The organism is Nostoc sp. LEGE 12447 (genome assembly GCF_015206985.1).
Classification (GTDB): domain Bacteria; phylum Cyanobacteriota; class Cyanobacteriia; order Cyanobacteriales; family Nostocaceae; genus Nostoc.
Genome location: NZ_JADEXT010000003.1, coordinates 159,840 through 184,058, shown reverse-complemented (window position 1 = coordinate 184,058; position 24,219 = coordinate 159,840). Strand labels below are relative to the sequence as shown.

Below are 24,219 nucleotides of genomic sequence, written 5' to 3'. Positions count from 1 at the left end.
TCAAACTCCTGGGATTGTCAACTAGAAGATGAGAATATTATCATTCACATCTCATTAAGCTTACGGTCTTGATAGACCTACTATGACACTTATAGGATCAAGCTTTATTAGAATAATTTCGGTAGTCATCGTATAAAGAACACAAGGTTACACAGAAGGTTAAATTGTGAATTGAGAATTTTGATTTATGGAAGATTTATTTGCGCGGCTAGAACGCACACTCAATCCTGAACTACCTTCCTTAACAGAGTCACAACAACAACTCCTGCAAGAACTCAGTATTGATGAAAATCAACCCGGTACAATTTTGCGTGATTTTCAAACTCTGATAGATTTATTACAACCGAATGGAGTGGAAGTTAGTAGTGTTAATAATCTTCTACCACTGAAAGTACTATCAGAATTGAATTCTCTGTTAAGTCACCCAATAGAAACTAAACTCAAACGCCCCGTACAGAAATCATACCCTTACATTAATGGACTATATCTGTTATTACGCAGTTCTGGGATAGCCCAAATTAGATCCCAAGGGAAAAAGCAGATTTTAGTTTTAGACGCAGCAACTTTGCAATCATGGTCAAACCTCAATCCAACAGAACGCTATTTCAATTTATTAGAAGCCTGGTTGATTTGGGGAAATAACGAAATTTTAGGTGAACATCAAGATTCATTTGGGAATGTATTTAGATGTATTCAACTATGGCCCCGCGTCCCAGATAAAGGTTTAAAATTCCCTAAATATGAACACCAACACGATATTAGTTATTACCCTGGTCTGCATAATATTGCCCTATTAGAGTTATTTGGATTGTTGTCTATTAAACATGGCAAGCCAACAGATGGCAAAGGATGGCGTATTACTAGTTTACAACGCTTGCCATTTGGTGATGCTATGTTGCAACTACTATTTCCACTAGGTATACGAGCAGAATTACAGGATGAGGTCAATGTAACTTTTGGAAAGTTGCAGTCACATTTTCAACCATTTTTTCCAGAATGGGAGCATAATTTACTTGTTCCCAAGCAAGGTTTTACTGACGGGATTTATATTTTTAAAGTGTCCCTTTTTAAGGCTTGGCGGCGCATTGCCATACCAGCCAAAAAACCATTAAGCTGGTTAGCAGAGACAATTCTTGATGCTTTTGACTTTGATTACGATCACCTGTACGAGTTTAGTTATAAAGACCATTTTGGTCGCATCATAAAAATCGGTCATGCCTATATGGAAACACCCCCATTTGCCGACCAAGTGCAGATTGGTGATGTGTCTCTAGAACCGGGTGATAAAATGACCTATCTTTATGATTTTGGTGATAACTGGAAATTTGATGTGCAGTTAGAAGCAATTAATCCACCTGATAACAAAATCAAAAAACCAAAAATTTTAGAAGTTCACGGAAATGCCCCTCAACAGTATTGGAGTGAGGATGATGAATCAGATGAAGATGAAGGATAAAGAGAATTTAAGGAATCACAGAGAATTGTGTTCACAAGTCTTCTGTTTGTGTCTACTAAAACCCACTCTAAGATTGAGATAGTTTTAGTTACAATAAAGCAACACAAATTGTCAGGAGATAAAACTTGTGATTCTATATACTGGAGGTTGTCAATGTGGACAGATTCGTTATGAAATTCATGCCCAACCTTTAACCCTTTATCTATGCCACTGCAAGGAATGTCAAAAACAATCGTCTAGTGCCTTTGGTATGTCTCTTACAGTACTACGAGATGCTGTTGTAATTGTTCAGGGAAAACCGAAAGCTTGGACTCGGAAAAATGATAGCGGACGTGAAGTAAATAACCTATTCTGTGGCGACTGCGGAACGCGATTGTTCCATGAACGAACTTATAAAACCGATACTATTAATGTCAAAGCTGGAACCTTAGATGATACAAGTTGGTTACGCCCAGTAGGTAACATTTGGACACGCAGCGCCCAGTCATGGGTGATAATTTCAGATCAATTGCTCAACTATGATGGGCAACCAGAGGATACGCAGCCTTTATGGGAAAAATGGAAACAACAACATCCATAAATGCTCCTGATATTAGACATCATAACCCCTGACACTTAAAGCATCTAACTCATGATTTTACCAAAGGAGATAATAATAAATTTTTATTGTTAAAATGCTTTAATGAACATATTAAATTATTTAAATCAGTATTAGTAAACTCAAATTATAAGTTCAGTTTGTGTATCATAGATATTTCCACTTGTCTGCAAATCATTAATAAAGCTAACATACTATTAATATTTCACATGAAAACTTACTAGACATTTCCAATCAAGTGATTTAAGTGAAATTGGATAAGTAAGAAGATTTTGGTTCATTCCCAACACTTTTAACAGTTATTTCTAGACAAGCTTAATGAAAAACGATACACCACAAGAATTAAACCAAGATCAAGAAATTGGGCGCTTGATTGATGAGGTAATGTCTTCATCTCTAACTGATGAACAGTACCGCAAAAAAATGCAGCGACGCAAAGAAGTGCAAGACAAGCGCATAGCAGAAGCTGTACCAGAAAAAGGGTTAATTATTGTAAATACTGGTAATGGTAAAGGTAAAACCACTGCGGCTTTGGGGATGGTGTTACGATCGCTAGGTCACGGCTATAAAGTAGCGATCGTCCAATTTATCAAGGGAAGCTGGGAACCTTCAGAAAAAAGGGTTTTCAGCTATTGGGAAGACCAAATAGAATTTCATGCAATGGGTGAAGGCTTCACTTGGGAAACTCAAGACCGCGATCGCGATCTTGACAAAGCTAGTGCCGCCTGGGAAAAATCATTAGAATATATTCGCAACCCAGACTTTCATCTGGTGTTGTTGGACGAAATTAACATCGCTCTCAAAATGGCTTACTTACCATTAGAGGACGTTTTGGCGGGTTTGGCGCAAAAACCAGCTAACAAGCACGTTATTCTCACAGGTAGAGGCGCACCAGCAGGTTTAATTGAGCGTGCTGACCTCGTAACCGAAATGACCTTAATTAAGCACCCTTTCCGCGATCAAGGCGTGAAAGCGCAACCAGGAATTGAGTATTAACTTAACGATTATTTGCACATTTGCAACGTGCGGCGATCGCTAGCTGTGATGGAATTTAATTGATAAAAGTCTTGCAGAGCCACTGAGTAAGGATAACTGCTGAACTCATCTTCACTGACTTTAGGTAGTTTGCTGTTTGCAGCTACCTGATTTGATCGAGGAGTACTGGCTTCATTTGACGAACTATTAACCGTCATCGCCAACTCTCCTGACTTGTTGAGCGTACCTTGAAAACAATTAAATTCTGATTGGGGCATATACAATGCACCAGTTATCTTATCCTGCTGCTTTTGAAATATGATGTAACCTTGACCAAGCTGGTTTGATTTTGGCGATTGACCATAGAGATAAACCCCATCCTTGACAGGAAAATTCACTTTTGGTAAACCTTCTGCACCTTTTGTAGCTCCCTGAGAATCTGGAACCAGCGCTGTGGTTTTAGGGAGTGTTTTTCCGCTCTGATGTACAAAAATCCCTCTCTCTCCAGCAGATGCTCTCAGCTGACTTCTCTGCTCTCTAACTTTTCTGAGCTGCGACAAAAGGGAGTTTTCGGAGGTTGTGGTTTTTTGTTGAATCTGAGCCGATGATAATGGAGAATCTGTAACCGATACGACTTGAGTCTGCTTGCCTATAAAGCCCAAACCGAGAAGTAAGCCTAAGCCCGCTAGGGAAATTCCCCACTGGCGGGGAGATAAGAACTGATAAAGGTTGTTAAGCACCCTACTTCTCCTGTTAAAAAATCAACTAAGTTCTTTAGAACTTACTTAAACTATAACCAAGTCTTAATTGCCAAAGACTTTGTTAACGACTTATATTACTATTGTCCAAAAAAGAAAACTGTCAAAAACCAAAGTTTTTATTTAATCTAGCCCAACAATCTTAGATTACCACCAGTTAAGGGAAGTAGAGCGGCGTAAACAATTAAAGGTTTGTAGTGTTCGCGCAGCGTCTCGTTGGCGTAGCCTCTCGTTGGCGTAGCCTCTCGAAGAGAAGAGAAGAGAGGGCTTGAGCCCGTCAAATAGGACTAAACCTTTTACTACAAACTAATGTTAATTAACTTTACATTAATTAACATTAGTTTGAGTTATTTTTCATCCAATAGATTCATCTCGTTGGGTGAAGTTAATCAGAAATTAAATCCTTTCAATCAATATGGATTTCGTAGTACCTTGTTTTTTACTTTTTAATAAATAAAAATACTGATAGTATTTTCTCGGATTTGTCGCCGTAGAAACACAGCCTCAGATCCAAATATTTTTCCTGGCTATCAGTATAAAAAAATAGCCCCCTGAATTCAGGAGGCTCATCATGCTCTAGAGACGCGGGATTTCGCGTCTCCATCTTTAACTAGCAACGTATTCTTGGACATTGGCGCGACGGCGACGCAGATGAGCCAAAGCTTGATGCTCTAACTGGCGGACACGTTCGCGGCTGAGATTCAATCTCTCACCCACTTTCGCCAATGACATTTCGTTACCATCTTCTAAACCAAAGCGTAGAGCTAAAACTTCTCGCTGTTGCGGGGTTAGTTCTGCTAGTAGGTTGTTCAAATCTTGGCGTAAGAATTCCTGGTTGGTGTAATACTCTGGTGATGGCCCGCCATCTTCGAGCATTTCTTGCAACTCAGTATCCTGGTTATCGCCAACTTTAACATCCAAAGAAACTGGTTGACGCGCCATGTTCAGGTACTCGCGGATCTGAGCAGGTTCTAGTTCCAGTTCTTTGGCAATTTCAGCTGGAGTGGGCGATCGCCCCAAGCTTTGAGCCAACTCACGCTGTACTTTCTTGATTTTGTTCAGTTTTTCGGTAATGTGGATCGGCAACCGGATAGTACGTCCTTGTTGAGCGATCGCACGGGTAATAGCTTGGCGAATCCACCAGTAAGCGTAAGTCGAGAACTTATAACCCCTCATTGGGTCAAATTTCTCCACACCCCGCTCTAATCCTAGTGTTCCTTCCTGAATTAAATCCAGAAATTCCATATTTCGCTTTTGATATTTTTTCGCAATAGCAACGACTAAGCGTAAATTCGCTTCGATCATTTTTTGCTTTGCTCGCTTACCTTGCGCTACCGTTTGTTGTACTTCAGTTTCCGATTGTTGAACCACGTCAGCCCACTCTGACATCTCCGGTTCGCGGTGCAGTTTCTTTGCCAAAACCTCTTTGGCATCGATGAGCGTCATCATTTGTTGAACCTGCTTCCCATATACAATCTCTTGTTCACGGGTTAGCAGTGGTACACGGCCAATTTCTCGCAGATAGGTTCGCACCATATCAGCCGTGAATCTGGTGTTGAGATTTTCCGTTTGGGTATTGACAGTAGGCATTGGTGCGTTGTCCTCTACTCCGTAAATAAAATGTATGTTTTCTTACTAAAATGGATGGATAAAAGTAGTAAATCTATCACGAAATATCAGGAGCTACTAAAAACAATTATCAATTGATATAGACGTTTTTAAGACGTTAAGCCCCTAAGATAGGTTCCCCTACCTTCCCTAAATTTTCAATCTCTTATTAGCACACTGGTTATTTTTGAGAATTCTTACTTTAGGTAGTTACTGAAAGTAACTAGCAAATCCGAAGTCGGTATGAGTTCCACTTAGTTTTATAGTACGATAAATCAGGCAGATAGTAAAGTATCTTAAGATAAAACTTTCAATTATAATCCAAAATTGGTCGTTTGGAAAAAAATTTAGGCTTCCTTGAAATTACTGACTATATCTATAGTGACCCCAAAAACCCCTCTTCTGTTGCCAAAAAGTAGCCGGATAACCGAACTTAATTTCTTGTGAGAATGGAGGGATGTTACGAATTGGAAATTGGGAGTTGGTCGCTAAGGGATTAATCTTGATGTAGATTAAATCAGTGACTTCCCGTAGGGTAGGACAAATGACCAATGACCAATGACCAATGACAAATAACTATTTAAAATCCCAGGTCAGCTTTGGCGAGTTCAGCAGCTGCGAATACTTCCGCGTCAGGTTTTTCTTCCCACGCTGGCTCACCAATTTCTTCGTAAAAAGTTGCGTCGTAAGGACGGGTACGTACTACTACGGGCATGGGTACGGCATGACCCAAAATTAAAGCTTGTTGTTTAGAGTCTAACTTTGCCAGTACCGATCGCAGTCCGCTACCACCAGATACACCCGTAAAAATCGCGTCAATGTCTTTTTCGTCATTAAGCAAAGCGGTAATGCGAGTTCCAATCTGGGACATAACTTCATTATCTATGCCTGATGGACGTTGATCAACTACCAAAAGTGTGACAAAATACTTCCGCAACTCACGGGCAATAGTCCCAAAGATAGTACTTTGTACGATAGCCGGGTCAAGAAAACGGTGTGCCTCTTCAATGGTAATCATCAACGGAGTGGGGCGATCGCAAGGGTTTTTGCTTTGCAGGAATTTATCTGCTTTTTTGACGTAATGCTCGTGGATACGTCGGGTGATCATGTTCGTCACCAACATATAAGAGAGCATATTAGACTGGGAACCAAATTCTATCACAACATTCTTCCCAGATTCCAGACATTGCACAATTTTACTAATGTAATTCTGGGGGCAAACTGCTCGCATATACTTCAAGCTGTCCATCCGCAAGAGTTTGCGCTGCAATGCCATAATCGAGCCTTTGTGTCCCCGCTTCTCGTCGCAGAACATCTCGATTTCTTCGTTAGTCATGTTCAGCAATTGGACAATCCAAGACTTGCCAAACTCACTATATAGAATATTGGCGTTATCTAGGGCTGCGTCAGATAGTCCTAAATCTCGACTACATAACTTAATATCTTCAACTTCTATTTGCTCGTAACTCAAATAAAGCTCTTGAGCATCACGCACACCCCGGCGTTTTGTCGATTCGGGGTCAAGGGTATAAACTTCTACCTTACTTGGAAAAAGTTGCTTTAATCCCTTAACTGTATTGACGTTCTTTCCTTCTGCGACAGCTTCCCAGCCATACTCAGAGTGCATATCAAAAATCAAATTTACTGCCGCATTTTTACGGATAACGCCAGCTAAAAGTAGCCGAGTTAGAAAGGATTTACCAGTACCAGATTTCCCGAAAACCCCATTACTCCGTTCCACGAAGCGGTTTAAATCGATACAAACGGGCACATCCATATCCAAAGGTTTCCCAATGGAAAAATTTCGCCTTTGGGGGTCATCTTCCCAACCAAACACGCGGCGAAAGTCGTCAACACTGGCTTCGTAAACTTGACTAAAGTGGCTAGGAATAGTTTTAACAGGCAACAATTCCATCGTCGTGCTGGTTTGTGGCACAAAGGAAGCTAAACCCGTTACTGATGGGATAAAGGGATTTGCCGATTTGCCGTTTGTTGGGGAGAAAGATTCTTCCGCTTCGGGAGTGAACATCAACATCGGTGCGAGGTTGATAGTACCATAAGTACCACTTCCGGCTAAAACATCCCGTAAAAAAGTGTCTTCCCAACTGGGGGGATTAGCAATAATTCGGGCATTAGCAGCTCCCAATGCTACATCTGTCAGCATACAAAAAAAGCGCGATCGCATCCCTTGCACAACAAGAAACTTACCAACCCGCATATCTTCCACAGAAATGTCAGGATGCAATCGCACTTCTAAACCTTCAGTTAGAGAACCTTGAATAACCGAACCTAATGGCTGTCCCGAATTCATCTGATTAGTCATTTGTCATTTGTCATTGGTCATTAGTCATTGGTCATTTGTCACTAGTTATTAATTATTCTCCCTAATCTCCCTAATCTCCATGTCCCATACCCAATTCCCAATGCCCCATTCCCAATGCCCAATACCCATTCCCTAATCAATCTGAATCGAAGTTGGCGCACCCCCTGCTGAAGTGGTACTAATTAATGGTTTACGGAATTGGGCGTAAATGCGATCGCGCCAGGTAAAGAATGGTTCATAATCTATATTCTCTGAAAAGATTGGCAATCCTTTTCCTCTAATAGAAGCTGGTAAATCCAAATAGGGACCAGGGGGAAACTTGAGTAATATCGATAAGCCAGCCACTGCTAAGTCAGCTAAAGTCGGCTCATCTCCAGTTAAATAAGGACTATCTGCCAATAATAACGTTAGCGCTTCCAAGTCTTGTTTTAAAGATGCGATCGCTGACTGAATCACATCTGGACTATAACCTACTCCAAAACCCAACACTGTCAGTAAGTCAGTAGGTACTCCTCCAACCAGACTTTTAAATATATCTGGTGTTGAGGTGGGTAATAAAGACTTGCGGAAATTTTGATCTTGACTTACAGCTGCAAATAGCGCTTTCCTACCTTTGATGCCTATAGATTCATCCGCCCATTCTTCTATCAATAAAGTTAAACCCCGTTTTTTGGGATCTTGGGGTATTATGGGGCGATCGGGATACTCTAAGTCTAAATACTTAGCTATTTCCGTAGAATCCGCAATATATTTATTACGATCCTTTAATACTGGGACTTGTTTCTGACCAGTCAGCCGGAACAGTTCTACTTGTCCAATCCCAGGCGTAACTTCTATTTTGCGGTAATCTAGTCCTTTAAAATCTAGAATTAGGCGCACTTTCTCTGAGTATTGAGATAGTTCCCATTGGTATAATTCCAGCATGTCGTATACCTGATAACTGGTCAACTTCTTAAACTTTACAATTGTATCTTTAGTTAAAGTAATTTTTCTTTACATTAGTTGCTCTTCATACTCTTTTAGAGTTGAGGCTACACCAAGTGAGGCTTTTTAACTCTTTATCAGTGTGACTGAGAAAATATACTCATTACATAAAATATGTGGTAGATATATTTCATACCGATCAGATTGATCCGAGGTTATATATTTTACCTCGCTAGCAAAAACTCTTCTGAGGAAAAATTTTACTTCCCTCTTTGGTTAGATTTTGTGCATAGCAAAATGTTATAAATCTTTATGTAATGTATGGACAAAAAGACAAACAAAATTTATGAAGACAAATAACAGCAAACTGCTGACCACGTTGGCAGGCATAGCAGGATTCACTAGTTTAAGCCTTCTCATTACTTTACCATCTGAAGCCAAAGAGGTACTAAATCCTAACCCCAGTATTTTCAGCGAAGCTCCCTATAATAAGGGTCAACGCCTTCAAGTAAACGCTCAATACACACCTACCGAGGCTGCTTCCGAAACACAAAAGGGCAATACCAAGCGCAAACAAGTAGCGCAGAAAGGTAGTGTAACAAATCCCAGACCCAGTATTTTCAACGAGCCTCCTTATAACCGTGGTGGTAGCGCTACACCTATTGAACCAAAACCCCCCACACCAGGTACTACCCCACAAACTCAACCTGGTGAGAAACCTACTACAACTCCACCAGGCCCAGGGGCAAGTGACAATCGAGGCAAAAACCTGTTAGCGTTGGCAGAGTCAAACGCTTCTTTTACAACCTTAACCAAGGCTTTGAAAGCAGCAGGGTTGACTGGAGCTTTGCAAGGCAAAGATAACTTAACTATTTTTGCACCCACTGATGCCGCTTTTGCTAAGTTGCCAGCAGATGCTTTGCAAGAATTGTTAAACCCAGCTAACAAGGAAGTATTGCTCAAGATTTTAACTTACCATGTAGTACCTGGTAAGGTATTGTCCACTGATTTAAAATCTGGTGAAGTTAAAAGCCTTGAAGGTGGCGCAATCAACGTTAAGGTTGATCCTTCTACTGGTGTAACTGTCAATGATGCTAAGGTTACACAAGCAGATATCACCGGCAGCAACGGTGTAATCCACGCAATTGATCAGGTAATTTTGCCTCCTGACTTGTAGCTTGTAGGTATTAGTACAATCAGTAACAGAATTAGGTAGAAATAAAGTATTAATACATAAAAATTCCGTTCAATGTTGATTTTGGACGGTTTTTTTGTATTGTAATAACGGTGAGCTAAATTGGCAACCCTACCTAATGGTTTTGCTTTTGTTCTGTAATCAGCTTTTGCTCCTATCTTGCATTTCTAAAAGTTCAGGGATAGTAACAAAGCTATAGCCCTGTTTCCGAAAGTTGGCAATAATTTCTGGTAAAGCTTGTACAGTTTTAGAGCGATTACCACCACCATCATGCATCAGCACAATTCCACCTGGCTTGGCTCTTCTGAACACATTATTAATTAACTTTGGTACAGCAGGACGTGAGTAGTCAATAGAGTCAGATGACCAGAGGATGATGGCATATTTGCTATTTCTAGCGTAATCAGCCACTCCATTGTGCATGATTCCCCCTGGTGGTCGAAATAGATTTGTTTTAATTCCTGTCACTTGATAAATCTGGTCTGCTGTATGGTCAATTTCATAAGCGGCTGCTTGTGGATTCAAAAACTGATACCAGTGATGCCAAGTATGATTACCAATTACGTGACCTTCAGCAATTTCTCGCTTCAGTAAGCCTGGATAATTTTTCACATTCTGCCCAATGACAAAAAATGTCCCTTTGATTTGATTTTGTTTGAGAATATCTAGTACCTGGGCAGTGCTTTCAGGCCATGGCCCATCATCAAAGGTGAGAGCAATTACTTTCTGTTGGGGACTAAGTTTCGCCGCACTAACTATTGCTCCTTGAAAGCTTGGTGGCACACCATAGGAAAGACCCTTTATTTGTGCTTGTTGCTGCCAAATTTTAAGCATCGTTGCTTTTAATTCTTCAATCTGCTGTTGGGCCCCAACTTTGGCTGGTAGCTTGTTTACATTTATATTTTCTGTACTTTTGGCCTCAGATGATCTTGACTTGATAAACATCATCGTGGTGGTACTCAAGACAAGCAAAGCTATTAATATTTTTTGCACACCAAAAAATGATTTATTGTCCTCCACTTCATAGCTCCTTCAAGGGTAGAACCAATTTTTTCACAATACTTCTGGCAGTTTTTATACTCTTATAAGCCTAGTCATGCAAACTACAGCATGATTAGTAATATCTTTTAAAGTTAGCTCTAACCCTGACTCCGAAAAAATGCCTTACTCTACGGATATCTAAATATCTATAAACAAAACCCTTACCAGGAAGGTGAGAGCCTTATTGTGCCTTAATTTTCGTAGACTACGAGATGTGAAGGGAATTTAGATAACTATAAAAGGCAATTAATTTGCCTTGTTAACATGAATATACTTAATGCAGTTTAAATATTACATACTACATTGACAAAGCTATTACGAAATTATGACAAAGGTGTGACCTTATTTGAGTGATAACGGTACAGTACAGACCCGTTAAAAAATTTCTTTGCTCCCCTACTATACAAGATGAGTCAACAGCATTGGCTGATGAAAGTTCTGCAAATAAGGCTTTAGATTCAGCACTCTTGAATGACCAAGAGGGCAAAACAAGGGTATTAAAGTAAGGATTCATTTTTGTGGGGCGGGCAAGATTACCTACCCCGCAAAATGGTAGACAATATCCCCACCCCACAAGAGGTAACTGGATACTTGTTTATTTGGGAATCCCTTAACAACTTACAGACTAGACATTACATCCCGTGCAATTGCTAAAGTTTGATCAATGTCTTCTTCAGTGTGAGCAAAAGACGTAAACCCAGCTTCAAATTGAGAGGGTGCTAGGTAAACACCACGTTCTAACATACCCCGATGGAAGCGTCCGAATTTGGCTGTATCAGACTTTTTCGCATCTTCGTAGTTATGAACTGGGCCAGAGGTAAAGAATAAGCCAAACATGGCGCTTATTTGACCGCCGCAAGCTGCATGACCAGTTTCTTGAGCAATTTGTAGCAAACCATCTGCTAGCTTTTTAGTAATCCGCTCAAGATAATCGTAAGTACCTGGCTTTTGCAGCAATTCTAAAGTCTTAATACCAGCAGTCATCGCCAAGGGATTACCAGAAAGAGTCCCAGCTTGATATACGGGGCCAGCAGGGGCAACCATTGACATAATATCTCGGCGACCGCCATAAGCTCCTACTGGCAAACCACCACCAATAACCTTGCCCAAGGTTGTTAAATCGGGGGTAACGCCAAATTTTTCTTGAGCGCCACCGTAAGCAATGCGGAAGCCTGTCATCACTTCGTCAAATACCAATAAGGCTCCATACTCGTGAGTGAGTTCCCGTAATCCTTCTAAGAAACCTGCGTCGGGTGCAATAAATCCAGCATTACCAACAACTGGCTCAAGAATAACGCCAGCAATCTCGTCGCGGTTTTCTTCAAACAAGGCTTTGACGGATTCTAGGTCATTGTAAGGTGCGGTTAGAGTAGTGCTAGTTGCCGCTTTTGGAACTCCTGGTGAGTCTGGTAAGCCAAGTGTGGCAACACCAGAACCTGCCTTCACGAGAAAGGTATCGGCGTGTCCGTGGTAACAGCCTTCAAACTTAATGATTTTGTCTCGCTTGGTGAAAGCCCGCATCAGCCGCAAAACTCCCATACAGGCTTCAGTTCCAGAGTTAACAAATCTGACCATTTCGATGCTGGGAACGGCATCGATGACCATTTCTGCTAAAACATTTTCTAGAGTTGAGGGAGCGCCGAAACTGGTGCCTTTTTCTAAAGCTTCATGCAACGCTGCAATTACTTCTGGATGAGCATGACCGCAAATAGCTGGGCCCCAAGTACCTACATAGTCTATATATTGGTTGCCATCTACATCCCAAATATATGCGCCTTTAACACGATCAAAAACGATGGGTTGTCCACCTACAGATTTAAAGGCACGAACTGGAGAACTGACTCCTCCGGGCATGAGGTTTTGAGCAGCGGCGAAGACCTCTTGTGATTTTGTTGTTTTAATTGTGGTATTTACCAAGGTTCTCTCCTAACAGTGGACAATAAAAAGCTCTATCTCAGGATAGGGTTAAAAATTGCTTAGAATTTCTATCCTATAGAATTAACTGAACCAAAAAAATAACAATATGTTATACAAGTCCAACAAAGACTTGCCTCTAGATATTCAAACTCGATTATCTGAAGCATACCAGGATCTTTACCGAGCAGCTTTTAACTCGGCCATCCATTGGTATGGTGAGGCATCAAAAGCTCATAAAGTTGCTTTAAGTGCTGTAAAAATGCAGTCTGCAATGGAACACAATGCTCTTGTTTAGAGCTAGATAAGATAGTTAAATTCAAAAAAACATACCAGTTGCTCTATTCAGAATGGTATCGTGAATCCATAAGTTATTCTCATTAGAGCAAACTAGCTGGTATGTCTTCTAACGATTTGCGATCGCTACATTACGCCATCCCTGTTGAAAAAATTCACTACGATGAACGGGGTTTAGTGCCTGCAATTGTCCAAGATTATTTGGATGGTACTGTCCTAATGATGGCGTGGATGAATCAGGAGTCGTTACAAAAAACTTTAGAAACTGAAGAAACTTGGTTTTGGAGCCGTTCCCGGCAAGAATTATGGCACAAGGGGGCGACTTCTGGACATATTCAAAAAGTGCAAAGCATTCGTTATGACTGTGATAGTGATGCGCTACTCATAGGTGTAGAGCAATTAGGAGATGTTGCTTGCCATACTGGAGAACGCAGTTGCTTTCACCAAATAGAAGGGAATATTGTCCCACCACCAGGAGATACGTTGTCGCAATTGTTTCAAATAATATGCGATCGCCGCGACAATCCGACAGAAAGTTCTTATACCTGTAAGTTATTCGCTGGTGGCGATAACAAAATTTTGAAAAAGATTGGTGAGGAAACCGCCGAAGTGGTAATGGCCTTTAAGGATGATGAAGCAGATGCGATCGCAGGTGAAGTGGCTGATTTGCTATATCATACCTTGGTTGCCTTAGCTCATCATCAAGTTGATTTGAAATCTGTGTATCGTAAGTTGCAAGAACGTCGTCAATGAGGAGGAAAGGGGGCAGGGAGAAAGAGGCTTTTCCGATTTTTGCACAGATGCGGTAATCATTAAGTGATTAGCAGGACTTGATATGAAACCCTTTTTCCAGGAAAATATCCAGTCTTCTTTCTCCCCTGCTCCCCTGCCTAAATAAGCGTACAAATGTGCGCCCCTATTCAGGCAAAATCCGATTGAGATACTGTAAAATCACCACGACAATCAGCACACTCAAAGGGAATCCTAACCAGAAAGTATTGGTAATAATTGGTGGTTGATCTAATGCCCATCCACCCAAGGGATGACCAATAAAAGACCCAATAGCCCAGCACACAGCATTGACGGAGAAATAAACGCCACGTTGATTTTCCGGGGCTAACTCAGTGACTAAAGAGGCGGCAGATGGGGTATAAGAAACAATTGCAACTGCAAATACTCCCAATGCCAATGCTACCCAAGCTAAATTATCAGATGAGGCAGTACCGCTTACCCAAATGAGTCCAAACCCAACTCCCCAAAGAATGGCGGAAACGGTGAGTGCCAGTGTGTGAGAACAACGTTTTAAGAAACTGGTGACAGGCAACTGACAAATGATAGCTAGCACCAGATGCCAAGCAAATAGAACGCTAATAGTAGTTTGAGCAAATCCTTCGGTAGTACTTTTGATAACAAAGTTTTTGAAGTAAAGCGGCAGGGTACTATGGATTTGAGAAATATAGATTGTAAAGAATATATTAACTGCGATGTAGACCAGGAAACGGCGATCGCTTAATACTGCCATCCAAGAAGCAAAATGTGCTGTCTTTTCAGATTCCCCTATCTGCTGTTGTTCGGTTTTACTAATTCCCGCATAGACAACCCCAAAAAACATCAGAAAAGAGATGGCATCAATGATAAATAGCCATCGATAACTCCCAATTATCGCGATCAAAAACCCCGCAAGCATAATTCCGATCGCTAACCCCAGATTATCAGCCAGTCGTGCGATCGCAAAAGTTTCGCGGCGATTGTCAATCTCGCTAGCGTCAGCAACAACAGCTTCAGCCGCCGGCCAATAGAAACCTATACCTAAACCGCTAATCAAGCTACCAATTACCAAAATAGTAAAATCATTGGTTGTAGCTAAAACCAGAGAAGCAATTGCTGAAATCGCCGTCGCTAACAACAAAGTGCGGCGGCGACCCCAGTGTTCAGAATCAGCCAAAGAACCACCTACAATCCTCCCGACAATGCCGGAAATCGAGGCGCTACCCAAGGCTACCCCAACACTGGTTGCAGATAAACCAACTTCATTCACAAAAAAAATGGGGGCGTAAAACAGGGTACAGCCGGTTCCAACTTCCGAGAGAAATCTACCTATGGCAAAAATCCAGACTTGAGGATGTATTGAGGACAGCCACGATGATAGCTGAGATTGAGAAGCTAATTTCATGAGTTTAGATGTCATAGTTTGGTGACATTTTTGTAATTCTTATCATTGGCTGCTATTTTTCTCACTCATTCCACAGGGTTTCCACAGGGATTTTAGCAGTTTTCCACAGGTTGACTACGAACTAATGGGCTTCTTACCCTCTGACTGGGGATTGTTAATTAACAGTGGCGAAGAACCTCAAGGACTGAGTTTTTATAAAGTAAAGTAACGAAAAATAGGCTCTAATGCTTATTCTTTCGTTCGTATTTATTTTTTATACATTAGTTTTTAACATTTCGCAGCATTGACAAACCCACCCCCTCTTGGCGCACAATGATTCGGCTTGCTTTTGTAATTCCTTCAACCGTTGGCATCAAATGTGTAAAATATACCTGAGATGTGGGCGTAGATTGTCGGGATGGCAAAAGAGTGGTGAGGTAGTTCGGTCTTCTCCCAAAGGGAGAGGCTAGCGCCAAGGGGGTTTCCCCTCTTGAGTTACTACCGTTCGCCCTTGGCGTGCCGGAGGCATCACCCGTAAGGGTGAGGAAGCCATAAGCCGCTTCACCGCAAGCAACTTGTCCCTCTTGATTATCCTCATAGGAGGAAAATCTCATGAAATCAACGGTTAGCATCTTTACAGAAATTCCCGAAACACTCCACGAATCCTTAAAAAACTACTTAGAAACCCATCCTGATTGGGATGAAAATAGGGTATTAACGGCGGCACTATCATTGTTTTTACTCCAAAACGGAGATAGCGATCGCCGGGCTGCCCGAGTCTATCTGGAAACTTTATTCCACCACTCCTCAGTAGAAACGCCCAGTACCGATTCACCCGCAACAGCTAATCTATTAGATACTCCATAAGTACGGGCGTTATTCTCGCTCATACTCTAATGTGGGCACGGCAAACCGTGCCCCATAAATGGGATTTGATCCAATAGCAATTAAGCATATCGGGGCAATATTACAATAAAAAGGATCAGTAAATTCTGCTCTGTAATTTGCTCAAAACTATACACAGCAAGGCCGATTCATGAATTGCTCCTACTGCGTATACGTATTTTTACATTAGTGTCAACTTAGAGCCTGGGCAAGAAAAAACAAGGGGCTTAAGCTCCTTGTGATGAAACCTGCAAAGGCAGGTAAAGTCCCGTGTAGATGCGATTTCTAAGCGCCGATTTCAGGTTAAATTGACAAGCTATGCGCCCCTAAAAACTTCACCTAAGCACATATCTGCTAAAACAGTCAGATCCAAAGAAATATTTTTCAGTGGACTTTCTTTACTGTCCACTTCCTTAAATTGATCAACCAACATTTCAAATAACTGTCTGGCCAGTATTTGAGCAATTTTATCTATGTTTAATTGTCTAAATTTGTCTTTTACTAAAGCTAAACAAATTCACTAATCACTACTCCAAGAGTCAACAGTCAAGAGTTAAAAAACTCTAGACTATAGACTCAGGACTTGGCTTCCAAATGTTGGGGGTGAGCAGGAGATTCAAACTTATACCCTACGCCACGTACAGTTTGAATTAATGCTGGCTGACTAGCATCAATTTCAATCTTCTTGCGAATTTGACCAATATGTACATCTACAACCCGTTGGTCGCCGACATATTCATAGTCCCACACCTCTTGGATTAGTTCTGCCCGTCGCCAAACTCGACCTGGATGACTTGCTAAAAAATGCAACAAGTCAAATTCCAGCGCAGTTAAGGGTACTGCTTGGTTATTAAGTGCTACCTCCCGTCGCACCGGATCAATCATCAGTTTTTCAAATACCAAGCGTTTCTGCTCGGCAGTGGTTATCACTCGCTGCCGTCTCAAAATCGCTCCGACTCTGACTTCTAGCTCTCCCAACCCAAAAGGCTTGGTGAGATAGTCGTCAGCACCTTTGGCAAAGCCGCGAATTTTGTCAGCTTCGTCAGCACGGCTAGTCAACATCAGAACAAAAACACCATTACGACTTTGCATCTCTTGGCAAAGGTTAAACCCCGTTACATCTGGTAGATTCACGTCTAGAATCACCAAATCAGGGTTAAATTGCTCAAATAGAGCTAAGGCTGTCTTTCCATCTTCGGCAGCCTCCACCTGATAGTTCTGTTTAATCAAAAAGCGTTGGATTAAATTCCGAACCGCAGGATCGTCGTCAACTACAAGAATCTTGGCAGGAGCCATGACCATTACTTTGCACAAAAATTCGTAAGATTAACAAGAGGGTTGCGTAAAAACGCAGTTACCACTTTGGGACTAACTAAGAATCTACATGGCTACGGTATGGGAATCCCGATCATTCACAAATAAATACTGTAATCAGAAATGTGGGCGATGAAAACGCGAAACTTCTGTTAGCCACAGTAGATAGGCGCTCTGACTTTAGCCGTAATACTTCTAGTTAGATGGCAACTTAAAACGTTTCAATTTTAAATCGATATGCGGATATATACCACAAGCGATTATTCAGTATAATTAAAAAAATTCTATTAGGGCACAGTAATTTTGCCAAATTGAAAGCAGTAAAGTGAATTTTTTCATAAAAACTCTGGATTTTAGGTACTCTCCGTTCAAATTCTAGATTAAAGCCAGAATTAAGCAACGACATGAGGGTATACACGGAGTTATAGCGATATGTTAAAGTGACTATAGTTGAAATTACAAAGTCAATCAAACTAACCCGTGCTACTATCCTGGTAGGGCATAAAAGTAGGTCGAGACTTTAGTTTCGATTAAAACAAAACCTAAAACTGTTTTTTATTCGACAAAAGACTGCCGCTGACTGAGGCTGAAGTAACAAACTCCCATGAGCGATCAAAATCCCTACGAAAAACTTGGGGTATCAGAAGAGGCTAGCTTCGATGAAATTCAGGATGCTCGTAATCGCCTATTCGAGCAACATAGTGGCGATTCCAAGCATTTAGAAGTAATTGAAGCGGCTTACGATGCGATTTTAATGGATCGCTTACGGATGCGCCAGGAAGGTAAAATTAAAGTTCCTGAGCGCATCCGTTTTCCAGAGTTGCGAGTGCAATCACCTCCTAAAGAAAGTCCAACGCCTCGTGAGCAGTCACCTGCATGGCTGCAACGGATGCTGGATCAGCCAACACCTGCGGATATACTTTTACCAGGAGCTTGGTTTCTTGGTTTGAGTTCTATCAGCTTGTTTTACCCAGAGGGAGGCGAGCAGATTTTGCAGTTAGCATTGGTGGTTGGGGTAGGCACCAGTATTTACTTTCTCAATCGCAAGGAAGGCAAATTTGGCCGAGCAGTTTTGTTTACCCTGATAAGTTTAATCATTGGCTTAATCGCTGGGGGACTAGTTGCTAGCTGGCTCTTACCACAAATATCATCATTCACCAATCTGGGAACGAATCAGTTCTCTACTGTAGTAACGTTTATATTGTTGTGGTTGGTTAGTAGTTTTCTACGGTAAACCACTAGCTGCAAGCAAATTTCCATAAAGAATACATGGTTTATGTGTGTTCTTCTCAAATATCTAGAGTTAGGAGTCAGAATATGTATTCTGACTCCTGCTTTAATTTGTACGATTAATTCAATCTGTGAGAGCTACAGAGCCTTTCTAGACAAGGTGTTTGGGTTTTAAGACTAAATCTACAGCAGCGCTGAAATCTTTAACGATTAAGTCGGGGTGGTAAAGTTCCAATTGGGTGCGATCGCGAATACCACATTCCACAGCCATCACCTTGATATCATAATTTTTAGCTGCGGTGATGTCGGCTTCCGTATCTCCCACCATCCAGGTATCAGTAACCGAAGGCAGTTCTTTCAATGCCCTAGCCATTAACAAGGGCTTATCTTCAATATCACGAGTTTTAACGTAGTCGTTACTCAGGCAATAACAACGATTTTCCGGGAAGAATCTCCCTAAATCGTGTTTTTTAAAAGCATAATCTAGTTCTCGAACTCGGCGCATCGTCATAACTGCCAAATCAATTCCAGCTTCTTGAATTTTTAACAGTGCATCCACAGCACCAGGCGCGAGAGTGTCATAGTTGAAATAAGCTTCTGTATGCACAGTTTGCCGCCGCAACTGGGCAAATTCTTGGGCTTGGGCTTCGTCTAAACCGGAATTTAAGGCAATTTGTTTTTCGGGAACGCGCGATCGCTTTAACTGCCAAAATTCAGCTTTCGGAAGTTCTTGCACTACTTGATCTGGGCGACGGGTTTTCTCTAAACAAAATTGATAAACACGGTAGTATCGTTCGGAAACATCAATAATTGGGCCGTCGAAGTCAGTAATCAGTCTTAGCATCGGCGGAAAAAGTTAATTTTTATTAAAATTATCTCAGATGTATGGCTATTTTTTGAGGGTATCAAGTCTGGCTGAATTTCAATTGATATTTTGTACTCAGCCATTATTGCAGGGTACCACGTTTGATTTGTTCGCTTTCAATGGCTTCAAATAAGGCGCGAAAGTTACCTTCGCCAAAACCTTGAGCTTGGAAACGGCGTTCAATAAACTCAAAGAAAAATGTTGGCTGTTCAAAAATAGGCTGGGTGAAAATTTGCAGTAGTAGGGGTGCAGTTTGTTGTGTACCTACGGGAGTATATTCTTGCCAGTCCACCAGAATTTCCTGTTGAGCGATCGCTTCTAGTTCTAGAGGTGATAGGGTGAGTCCTGAACGCTGTTTTAGTTGTGAATAGTAGGTTTGGGGAACTGAGAGCAAAGGTAAACCACTGGCACGAAATTTAGCGATCGCACTCACCAGATTAGTTGTCCGTAAGGCAATATGTTGAATACCTGCCCCCCGATTGACATCTAAAAATTCCTGAATTTGGGAATTTTTGGAAGCTGGTTCATTAATTGGCAGTTGGACGCTGCCGTTATGCGAAACCATCACCTGGCTGTGTAAAGCAGAACGATTGGTTTTAATTTTAAATGCTTGCTGGGGTTGAAAATCTAAGATATTTTCGTACCAAGCGACAGCACGATCCAATTCACCAACTGCCACGTTTAACACAATGTGATCTATAGCAGCAAAAGTGTTGTCATTTGTCATTTGTCCTTTGTCAAAAACCAATGACGAATGACTGCTGACAAATGACCTTTCTATTAATGTATGAGTCAGTCCACCCCAGGCGGCAATTTTGCCACACTTGAGGAATGCCGTACCTACCTGGCGTTCTTGGATGGGTTGTAGGATTGTAGCACCATGTTTTTGAGCTTGTGCGATCGCAGCTTCTACATCTTCCACAGCAAAAGCGACATCTGCTACACCAGGTGGATATTTACGCAAAAACTCCGCTACTGGACTTGTAGGTAACAGTGGTGAAGATAGAAAAAAGCAAACAGCACCACTTTTCACCACTTCTGTACAAGTGTGAAACGAACTGTTGCGATCGGCTACTGATTGAAAACCAAGATGGTGTACAAACCAATCCCGCCACATTTTGGCATCTTCTACATAGAAATGAACGTGATCAATTTTCATAGATATTGAAAATCCAGCATAACAGCTTATATATCTGTGAATTTTGCCTCTTTTGCTAGATTTTCACTTCTTACCTAAGCAAGAATTATATATACGTACTCCTACTTTAAAAGAATAGATGACTATCAGGTTGAATATTAATTTCCATTGGCACAGCTTGCGGTTCGGCAGAAAGGGCAAAGAAAATAGCATTGGCAGCAGTTTCAGGACTGAGCATTTTTTTCCGGTCTACTTTTAGGTTGACATTATCCCAGAAAGGAGAATCTACCCCACCAAAGTAGAATAGCGTGAACTTGATACCAAAACGCTTGAGTTCCTCTGCCATGCACTTGCTAAAACCCACAACACCAAACTTAGAAGCAGAATAAGCTGCTGCCATCCCCATCGAATGCTTGCCAAGAATTCCTACCACATTACAGATGTGACCAGACTTGCGCTTTTGCATCTCTTCAGCAGCCGCCTGAGTAGTATAAAAGCTGCCTTTTAAGTTGACATCCAGCATCTTGTCTAAATCAGCAGGTTCCAGGCTGTTGTAAGGCTTGAGTATACCTACACCAGCCGCATTCACTAAAATATCGATTTGACCAAACTTAGCGATGGTCTTTTCTATCAAAATATCTACTTGTTGGGGGTCAGTAATATCAGTGGGAACGGTCAAAACTTCCCCTGGTAAATCAGTAGCTAGAGTTGTTAAACGAACTGCATCCCTCGCAGCCAATACCAACCGGACTCCGGTGGGTGCAAGTTTATGTGTTAAAGCTGAACCAATACCACCAGTAGCACCGACAATAACGACAACTTTATCCTGCATTGCAATATTTATATTTCTTTACATCTGTTTACATAATACTGAATTACAGGCTCAGGTTGTACGTAAACATCCAGAAAGTATCTACTCACGCAATAGTGCTGTTACCTCATATTCTTTGCCACTAGCTTTTAATGTAAATGTGGGAGACGATTCTAGATATTTAGTAAAATTGGAACCTAACTTTAATTTTTTAATAATTGAATTAGGAGATTCTCCGGTTATTTTCCGTAGCTCTGTACCTAGCTTAGACACAGATAACTTAGTTTGGGGAGAATTTATATGTATATCTTGAATAATTTTAAATAGTAATTTATCTAATATTTCTCGATTAGAAATTTCCGTAAATTCTTCTTGTTTCTCTTGGCCTTTAATACATTCAGTAAATGAGTTATCTACAACATATATTAGTTTATCTTTTTCTGGCTGATTTAAATTATGTTTAATATTTATCTCGCATCTTTCTTGAAATGAAGTTGCAACATCCACTAAACTGTTTAATTTAGCATTGATTGATTCCTCTTCAGTTTTAATTAAATCTTGAATTGGCTCAATCACTTTTTCAAAAGATGGAACTTCTGTTGCCATTAACAAAGAATAATAAGTTATTTTGCCAGTATTTCGGTTGTCTATATGCAAATCTTGCCCTTGTCTACGTACCCAATAGACAATTAATCCTTGATTTTGGAGTTCGTTACAAAGATGGTTTAAAATTCCATCGCTAGAACAGACTAATATTTCTTTAACTGTTGGATAAGAGCGTAAAATAGAAGCACCGAATGCAATCATTTTTGCATCAGCACTATTTTTACCTTCAGGCACATGGACAAGTTGGTAGCCACGGTTATATAGTTCAATATCTTGCTTCCCAATATTGAGATTTTTCCAGTTAGCAAATGCAATTTTAACTTGAAGAGGAGATTTACAAATACTGGCTAAAAATAATTCTGAATTAATATCTAATTTTAAGTTTTCTGCATCCAAAAGGAGAAGAGAGATTCCTGTTTCTAACTTATTTCTAATTTCATTTTCTTGCTGAATTCTTAAGAGCAATTGGCTGAACACAGCAGATTCTAAGCAATCAGGCGATAATATAGTTTGCAGCAGTTCTTCAGCTAATATAAAATTAAAAGAGCCAAGACCTTGCTCTATGATTTTTTCTTCTGGTAGGTTTTTTACTAAAGAAAGTTCCGACGCATCAGCCATAGATACTTTAGTATGTCCATTGCTGTTAGCAAGCAAGTCCATTTCCAGGGAACAAGGTAATGAAGGCTCAAAGAATTGTTTACCACAATTTTTGCAGAGGTAATTCTGCTGGTCATTGCTACGACCATTTTTATAATATGAAGTAGATTCGCACAGAGGACATTTCATCTTAATGATTCAGGTGGTCTAGGCAGATACTTTTCTTTAAGTATATAGTATAAAAAAAGACTGTCAATATCAGTCTGCATCGCCTAACACAAGAAGAACTCAAAATAAGCAAAAATTAAATTCAACCTTAATTTCCGCCTGCACTATGTCATAGCCCTATGAATAGTTAGATTTTAAGAAACGCTTCAATTAACGCGGGCGAAAACATAGTCACGGGTGCGAGAATCTACGGGATTAGTAAAAATTTTATTTGTAGTACCAAATTCAACCATTTGAGTAATACGATTTTCATTACTATGAAAGAAAGCCGTAAAATCAGATAGGCGAGTAACTTGATGCATATTGTGAGTAACGATCACAATTGTTAACTCAGAGCGCAAGTTATGGATCAAATGCTCAATTTTCATGCTAGCGGCAGGATCAAGACCTGAACAAGGCTCATCCATCAACAAAACATTTGGTTTGACTGCTAAAGCCCGAGCAATACATAATCTTTGTTGTTGACCACCAGAAAGTTCTAAAGCAGACTTGTGCAACTTATTCTTCACTTCATCCCAAAGCTCAGCAGCTTTGATGGCAGATTCAACAATCCCATCTAATTCTACTTTCGGATGCCATCCAATCAATTTCACTCCATAAGCAACATTATCGTAAACACTCATAGGAAAAAGATTTGGCTTGGGAAAAACCATACTAACTTGGCGACGTAAGCGATTGATATTAACCCGACGCTCATAAATACTCTGGCCAAAAAATTCTACTTTTCCTTCAACCTTCACTTCTCCTTCTAATTCACTCATGCGATTTAACGATTTAATAAAAGTAGACTTGCCACAACCGCTAGAACCAATAATTGCCGTGATTTGGTTTTGGTAAATATCCATTGACACGCCTTCAACTATCTTTTGAGTGTCGTAAGAGAAGCTGAAGTTTTTGACTCTGATGGCTGGAATTAGTTTACTCATATTGCCAAAACGTGTAAAACAAAACTTAACTAAGTAAAACAGTACAAATTAGCACAGCTGTTTCACTATGTTACTCCTAAAAGGAGATATACATGGAAATTACGTAGTTATGCTGTAGTCACCCAGCAGATAAACTGTTATTAGATATTCATCTTAAGACTGTGTTCCAAAAATTATCTTTTATAGACTTTTTATGCCTATCTTTTCCCCCTTAATTGACGTATCATCCTTTGTTATGAGAAAGGATTTGGTCTGGTTCGATTTAAAATAGCTATATAGAAATCCGCTTTGATTTTTGTTCGCGCGGCGTGGTGTAGCCATACTTACTTGTGTGGGTTTGCAAGAGGCAATAGGAAAAAAGGCTTTTTGAGTTGTATA

At 40.6% G+C, this 24,219-nt stretch carries 21 protein-coding genes and 1 pseudogene; 8 read left to right on the top strand and 14 right to left on the bottom strand.

Going from position 1 to position 24,219, the window contains the following annotated elements; translation table 11 throughout:
• The first annotated feature begins 187 nt into the window (after positions 1–187).
• The 3 genes from IQ274_RS05435 to cobO all read left to right on the top strand — a co-directional run bounded on the left by IQ274_RS05435 (position 188) and on the right by cobO (position 3,050).
• Positions 188–1,456 carry a plasmid pRiA4b ORF-3 family protein gene (locus IQ274_RS05435; RefSeq protein ID WP_194141644.1) on the top strand — a complete coding sequence of 423 codons (1,269 nt, stop codon included), beginning with the start codon at positions 188–190 and terminating at the stop codon, positions 1,454–1,456.
• A gap of 127 nt (positions 1,457–1,583) precedes the next feature.
• The gene (locus IQ274_RS05430) at positions 1,584–2,036 is read left to right on the top strand and encodes a GFA family protein (RefSeq protein WP_194141643.1); all 453 of its coding nucleotides are present in this window, start codon (positions 1,584–1,586) and stop codon (positions 2,034–2,036) included.
• Positions 2,037–2,372: 336 nt separating this feature from the next.
• Positions 2,373–3,050, top strand: coding sequence for a cob(I)yrinic acid a,c-diamide adenosyltransferase (gene cobO / locus IQ274_RS05425; protein WP_012410434.1), 678 nt, complete (start codon positions 2,373–2,375; stop codon positions 3,048–3,050).
• A gap of 8 nt (positions 3,051–3,058) precedes the next feature.
• Here cobO and IQ274_RS05420 read toward each other — a convergent pair whose 3' ends face one another.
• The 4 genes from IQ274_RS05420 to IQ274_RS05405 all read right to left on the bottom strand — a co-directional run bounded on the left by IQ274_RS05420 (position 3,059) and on the right by IQ274_RS05405 (position 8,642).
• Positions 3,059–3,769, bottom strand: a complete 711-nt coding sequence (locus IQ274_RS05420) for a hypothetical protein (protein ID WP_194141642.1) — start codon at positions 3,767–3,769, stop codon at positions 3,059–3,061.
• A gap of 624 nt (positions 3,770–4,393) precedes the next feature.
• A complete protein-coding gene (locus tag IQ274_RS05415) occupies positions 4,394–5,377 on the bottom strand; it encodes an RNA polymerase sigma factor, RpoD/SigA family (RefSeq protein WP_163927538.1) in 984 nt (327 codons plus the stop codon).
• Positions 5,378–5,975: 598 nt separating this feature from the next.
• Positions 5,976–7,706 carry a helicase HerA domain-containing protein gene (locus IQ274_RS05410; RefSeq protein ID WP_114081999.1) on the bottom strand — a complete coding sequence of 577 codons (1,731 nt, stop codon included), beginning with the start codon at positions 7,704–7,706 and terminating at the stop codon, positions 5,976–5,978.
• A 144-nt stretch (positions 7,707–7,850) separates the two neighbouring features.
• Complete coding sequence (locus IQ274_RS05405) at positions 7,851–8,642, bottom strand: glutathione S-transferase family protein (RefSeq protein ID WP_163927539.1); 792 nt, start codon at positions 8,640–8,642, stop codon at positions 7,851–7,853.
• A gap of 346 nt (positions 8,643–8,988) precedes the next feature.
• Between IQ274_RS05405 and IQ274_RS05400 the strand changes: the two genes are divergently transcribed.
• Positions 8,989–9,819 carry a fasciclin domain-containing protein gene (locus tag IQ274_RS05400; RefSeq protein WP_163927540.1) on the top strand — a complete coding sequence of 277 codons (831 nt, stop codon included), beginning with the start codon at positions 8,989–8,991 and terminating at the stop codon, positions 9,817–9,819.
• A 159-nt stretch (positions 9,820–9,978) separates the two neighbouring features.
• Here IQ274_RS05400 and IQ274_RS05395 read toward each other — a convergent pair whose 3' ends face one another.
• Both IQ274_RS05395 and hemL read right to left on the bottom strand, forming a co-directional pair.
• Positions 9,979–10,857 (bottom strand): polysaccharide deacetylase family protein, encoded by an 879-nt coding sequence (locus IQ274_RS05395; RefSeq protein ID WP_163927541.1) that lies wholly within the window; start codon positions 10,855–10,857, stop codon positions 9,979–9,981.
• A 639-nt stretch (positions 10,858–11,496) separates the two neighbouring features.
• Positions 11,497–12,795 (bottom strand): glutamate-1-semialdehyde 2,1-aminomutase, encoded by a 1,299-nt coding sequence (hemL, locus tag IQ274_RS05390; RefSeq protein WP_194141641.1) that lies wholly within the window; start codon positions 12,793–12,795, stop codon positions 11,497–11,499.
• 106 nt (positions 12,796–12,901) lie between these two features.
• Between hemL and IQ274_RS05385 the strand changes: the two genes are divergently transcribed.
• Entirely contained in the window at positions 12,902–13,090 is a 189-nt protein-coding gene (locus IQ274_RS05385; protein WP_012410442.1) for a ChaB family protein, read from the top strand.
• Between the two features lie 101 nt (positions 13,091–13,191).
• Positions 13,192–13,842 (top strand): bifunctional phosphoribosyl-AMP cyclohydrolase/phosphoribosyl-ATP diphosphatase HisIE, encoded by a 651-nt coding sequence (hisIE, locus tag IQ274_RS05380; protein WP_114081825.1) that lies wholly within the window; start codon positions 13,192–13,194, stop codon positions 13,840–13,842.
• A gap of 163 nt (positions 13,843–14,005) precedes the next feature.
• Here hisIE and IQ274_RS05375 read toward each other — a convergent pair whose 3' ends face one another.
• Together IQ274_RS05375 and IQ274_RS05370 are read right to left on the bottom strand one after the other, a co-directional pair.
• Positions 14,006–15,277, bottom strand: coding sequence for an MDR family MFS transporter (locus tag IQ274_RS05375; RefSeq protein ID WP_194141640.1), 1,272 nt, complete (start codon positions 15,275–15,277; stop codon positions 14,006–14,008).
• A 245-nt stretch (positions 15,278–15,522) separates the two neighbouring features.
• Positions 15,523–15,855 carry a hypothetical protein gene (locus IQ274_RS05370; RefSeq protein ID WP_194141639.1) on the bottom strand — a complete coding sequence of 111 codons (333 nt, stop codon included), beginning with the start codon at positions 15,853–15,855 and terminating at the stop codon, positions 15,523–15,525.
• Here IQ274_RS05370 and IQ274_RS05365 point away from each other — a divergent pair.
• Positions 15,854–16,045 (top strand): annotated as a pseudogene (locus tag IQ274_RS05365) (DUF2811 domain-containing protein); the annotation flags it as partial. The gene IQ274_RS05370 and the pseudogene IQ274_RS05365 overlap by 2 nt on opposite strands.
• A 657-nt stretch (positions 16,046–16,702) precedes the next feature.
• Here IQ274_RS05365 and IQ274_RS05360 read toward each other — a convergent pair.
• The gene (locus tag IQ274_RS05360) at positions 16,703–17,422 is read right to left on the bottom strand and encodes a response regulator transcription factor (protein ID WP_041565535.1); all 720 of its coding nucleotides are present in this window, start codon (positions 17,420–17,422) and stop codon (positions 16,703–16,705) included.
• Positions 17,423–18,044: 622 nt separating this feature from the next.
• Here IQ274_RS05360 and IQ274_RS05355 point away from each other — a divergent pair.
• Positions 18,045–18,674, top strand: a complete 630-nt coding sequence (locus tag IQ274_RS05355; RefSeq protein ID WP_163927547.1) for a CPP1-like family protein — start codon at positions 18,045–18,047, stop codon at positions 18,672–18,674.
• Between the two features lie 147 nt (positions 18,675–18,821).
• On the opposite strand, the gene IQ274_RS05350 is transcribed toward IQ274_RS05355, so the two are convergent.
• The 5 genes from IQ274_RS05350 to IQ274_RS05330 form a co-directional block, all read right to left on the bottom strand.
• Positions 18,822–19,514 (bottom strand): HAD family hydrolase, encoded by a 693-nt coding sequence (locus IQ274_RS05350; RefSeq protein ID WP_163927548.1) that lies wholly within the window; start codon positions 19,512–19,514, stop codon positions 18,822–18,824.
• A gap of 103 nt (positions 19,515–19,617) precedes the next feature.
• A complete protein-coding gene (gene hppD / locus IQ274_RS05345; RefSeq protein WP_194141637.1) occupies positions 19,618–20,694 on the bottom strand; it encodes a 4-hydroxyphenylpyruvate dioxygenase in 1,077 nt (358 codons plus the stop codon).
• A 106-nt stretch (positions 20,695–20,800) separates the two neighbouring features.
• Positions 20,801–21,505, bottom strand: a complete 705-nt coding sequence (locus IQ274_RS05340) for an SDR family oxidoreductase (protein ID WP_163927550.1) — start codon at positions 21,503–21,505, stop codon at positions 20,801–20,803.
• 81 nt (positions 21,506–21,586) lie between these two features.
• Positions 21,587–22,876, bottom strand: a complete 1,290-nt coding sequence (locus tag IQ274_RS05335) for a transposase-like zinc-binding domain-containing protein (protein WP_194141636.1) — start codon at positions 22,874–22,876, stop codon at positions 21,587–21,589.
• Between the two features lie 185 nt (positions 22,877–23,061).
• Entirely contained in the window at positions 23,062–23,841 is a 780-nt protein-coding gene (locus tag IQ274_RS05330; RefSeq protein WP_163927552.1) for a phosphate ABC transporter ATP-binding protein, read from the bottom strand.
• Positions 23,842–24,219 lie beyond the last annotated feature (378 nt).

Excerpts from the sequence above, each read along its gene's own strand:
- IQ274_RS05410 (WP_114081999.1), bottom strand. The coding sequence starts at position 7,706 with ATGAATTCGGGACAGCCATTAGGTTCGGTTATTCAAGGTTCTCTAACT.
- IQ274_RS05340 (WP_163927550.1), bottom strand. The coding sequence starts at position 21,505 with ATGCAGGATAAAGTTGTCGTTATTGTCGGTGCTACTGGTGGTATTGGT.
- IQ274_RS05370 (WP_194141639.1), bottom strand. The coding sequence starts at position 15,855 with ATGAGATTTTCCTCCTATGAGGATAATCAAGAGGGACAAGTTGCTTGC.
- IQ274_RS05385 (WP_012410442.1), top strand. The coding sequence starts at position 12,902 with ATGTTATACAAGTCCAACAAAGACTTGCCTCTAGATATTCAAACTCGA.
- IQ274_RS05330 (WP_163927552.1), bottom strand. The coding sequence starts at position 23,841 with ATGAGTAAACTAATTCCAGCCATCAGAGTCAAAAACTTCAGCTTCTCT.
- IQ274_RS05375 (WP_194141640.1), bottom strand. The coding sequence starts at position 15,277 with ATGACATCTAAACTCATGAAATTAGCTTCTCAATCTCAGCTATCATCG.
- IQ274_RS05415 (WP_163927538.1), bottom strand. The coding sequence starts at position 5,377 with ATGCCTACTGTCAATACCCAAACGGAAAATCTCAACACCAGATTCACG.
- hppD (WP_194141637.1), bottom strand. The coding sequence starts at position 20,694 with ATGAAAATTGATCACGTTCATTTCTATGTAGAAGATGCCAAAATGTGG.
- IQ274_RS05350 (WP_163927548.1), bottom strand. The coding sequence starts at position 19,514 with ATGCTAAGACTGATTACTGACTTCGACGGCCCAATTATTGATGTTTCC.
- IQ274_RS05400 (WP_163927540.1), top strand. The coding sequence starts at position 8,989 with ATGAAGACAAATAACAGCAAACTGCTGACCACGTTGGCAGGCATAGCA.
- IQ274_RS05435 (WP_194141644.1), top strand. The coding sequence starts at position 188 with ATGGAAGATTTATTTGCGCGGCTAGAACGCACACTCAATCCTGAACTA.
- cobO (WP_012410434.1), top strand. The coding sequence starts at position 2,373 with ATGAAAAACGATACACCACAAGAATTAAACCAAGATCAAGAAATTGGG.
- IQ274_RS05405 (WP_163927539.1), bottom strand. The coding sequence starts at position 8,642 with ATGCTGGAATTATACCAATGGGAACTATCTCAATACTCAGAGAAAGTG.
- IQ274_RS05335 (WP_194141636.1), bottom strand. The coding sequence starts at position 22,876 with ATGAAATGTCCTCTGTGCGAATCTACTTCATATTATAAAAATGGTCGT.
- hisIE (WP_114081825.1), top strand. The coding sequence starts at position 13,192 with ATGTCTTCTAACGATTTGCGATCGCTACATTACGCCATCCCTGTTGAA.
- IQ274_RS05355 (WP_163927547.1), top strand. The coding sequence starts at position 18,045 with ATGAGCGATCAAAATCCCTACGAAAAACTTGGGGTATCAGAAGAGGCT.
- IQ274_RS05360 (WP_041565535.1), bottom strand. The coding sequence starts at position 17,422 with ATGGCTCCTGCCAAGATTCTTGTAGTTGACGACGATCCTGCGGTTCGG.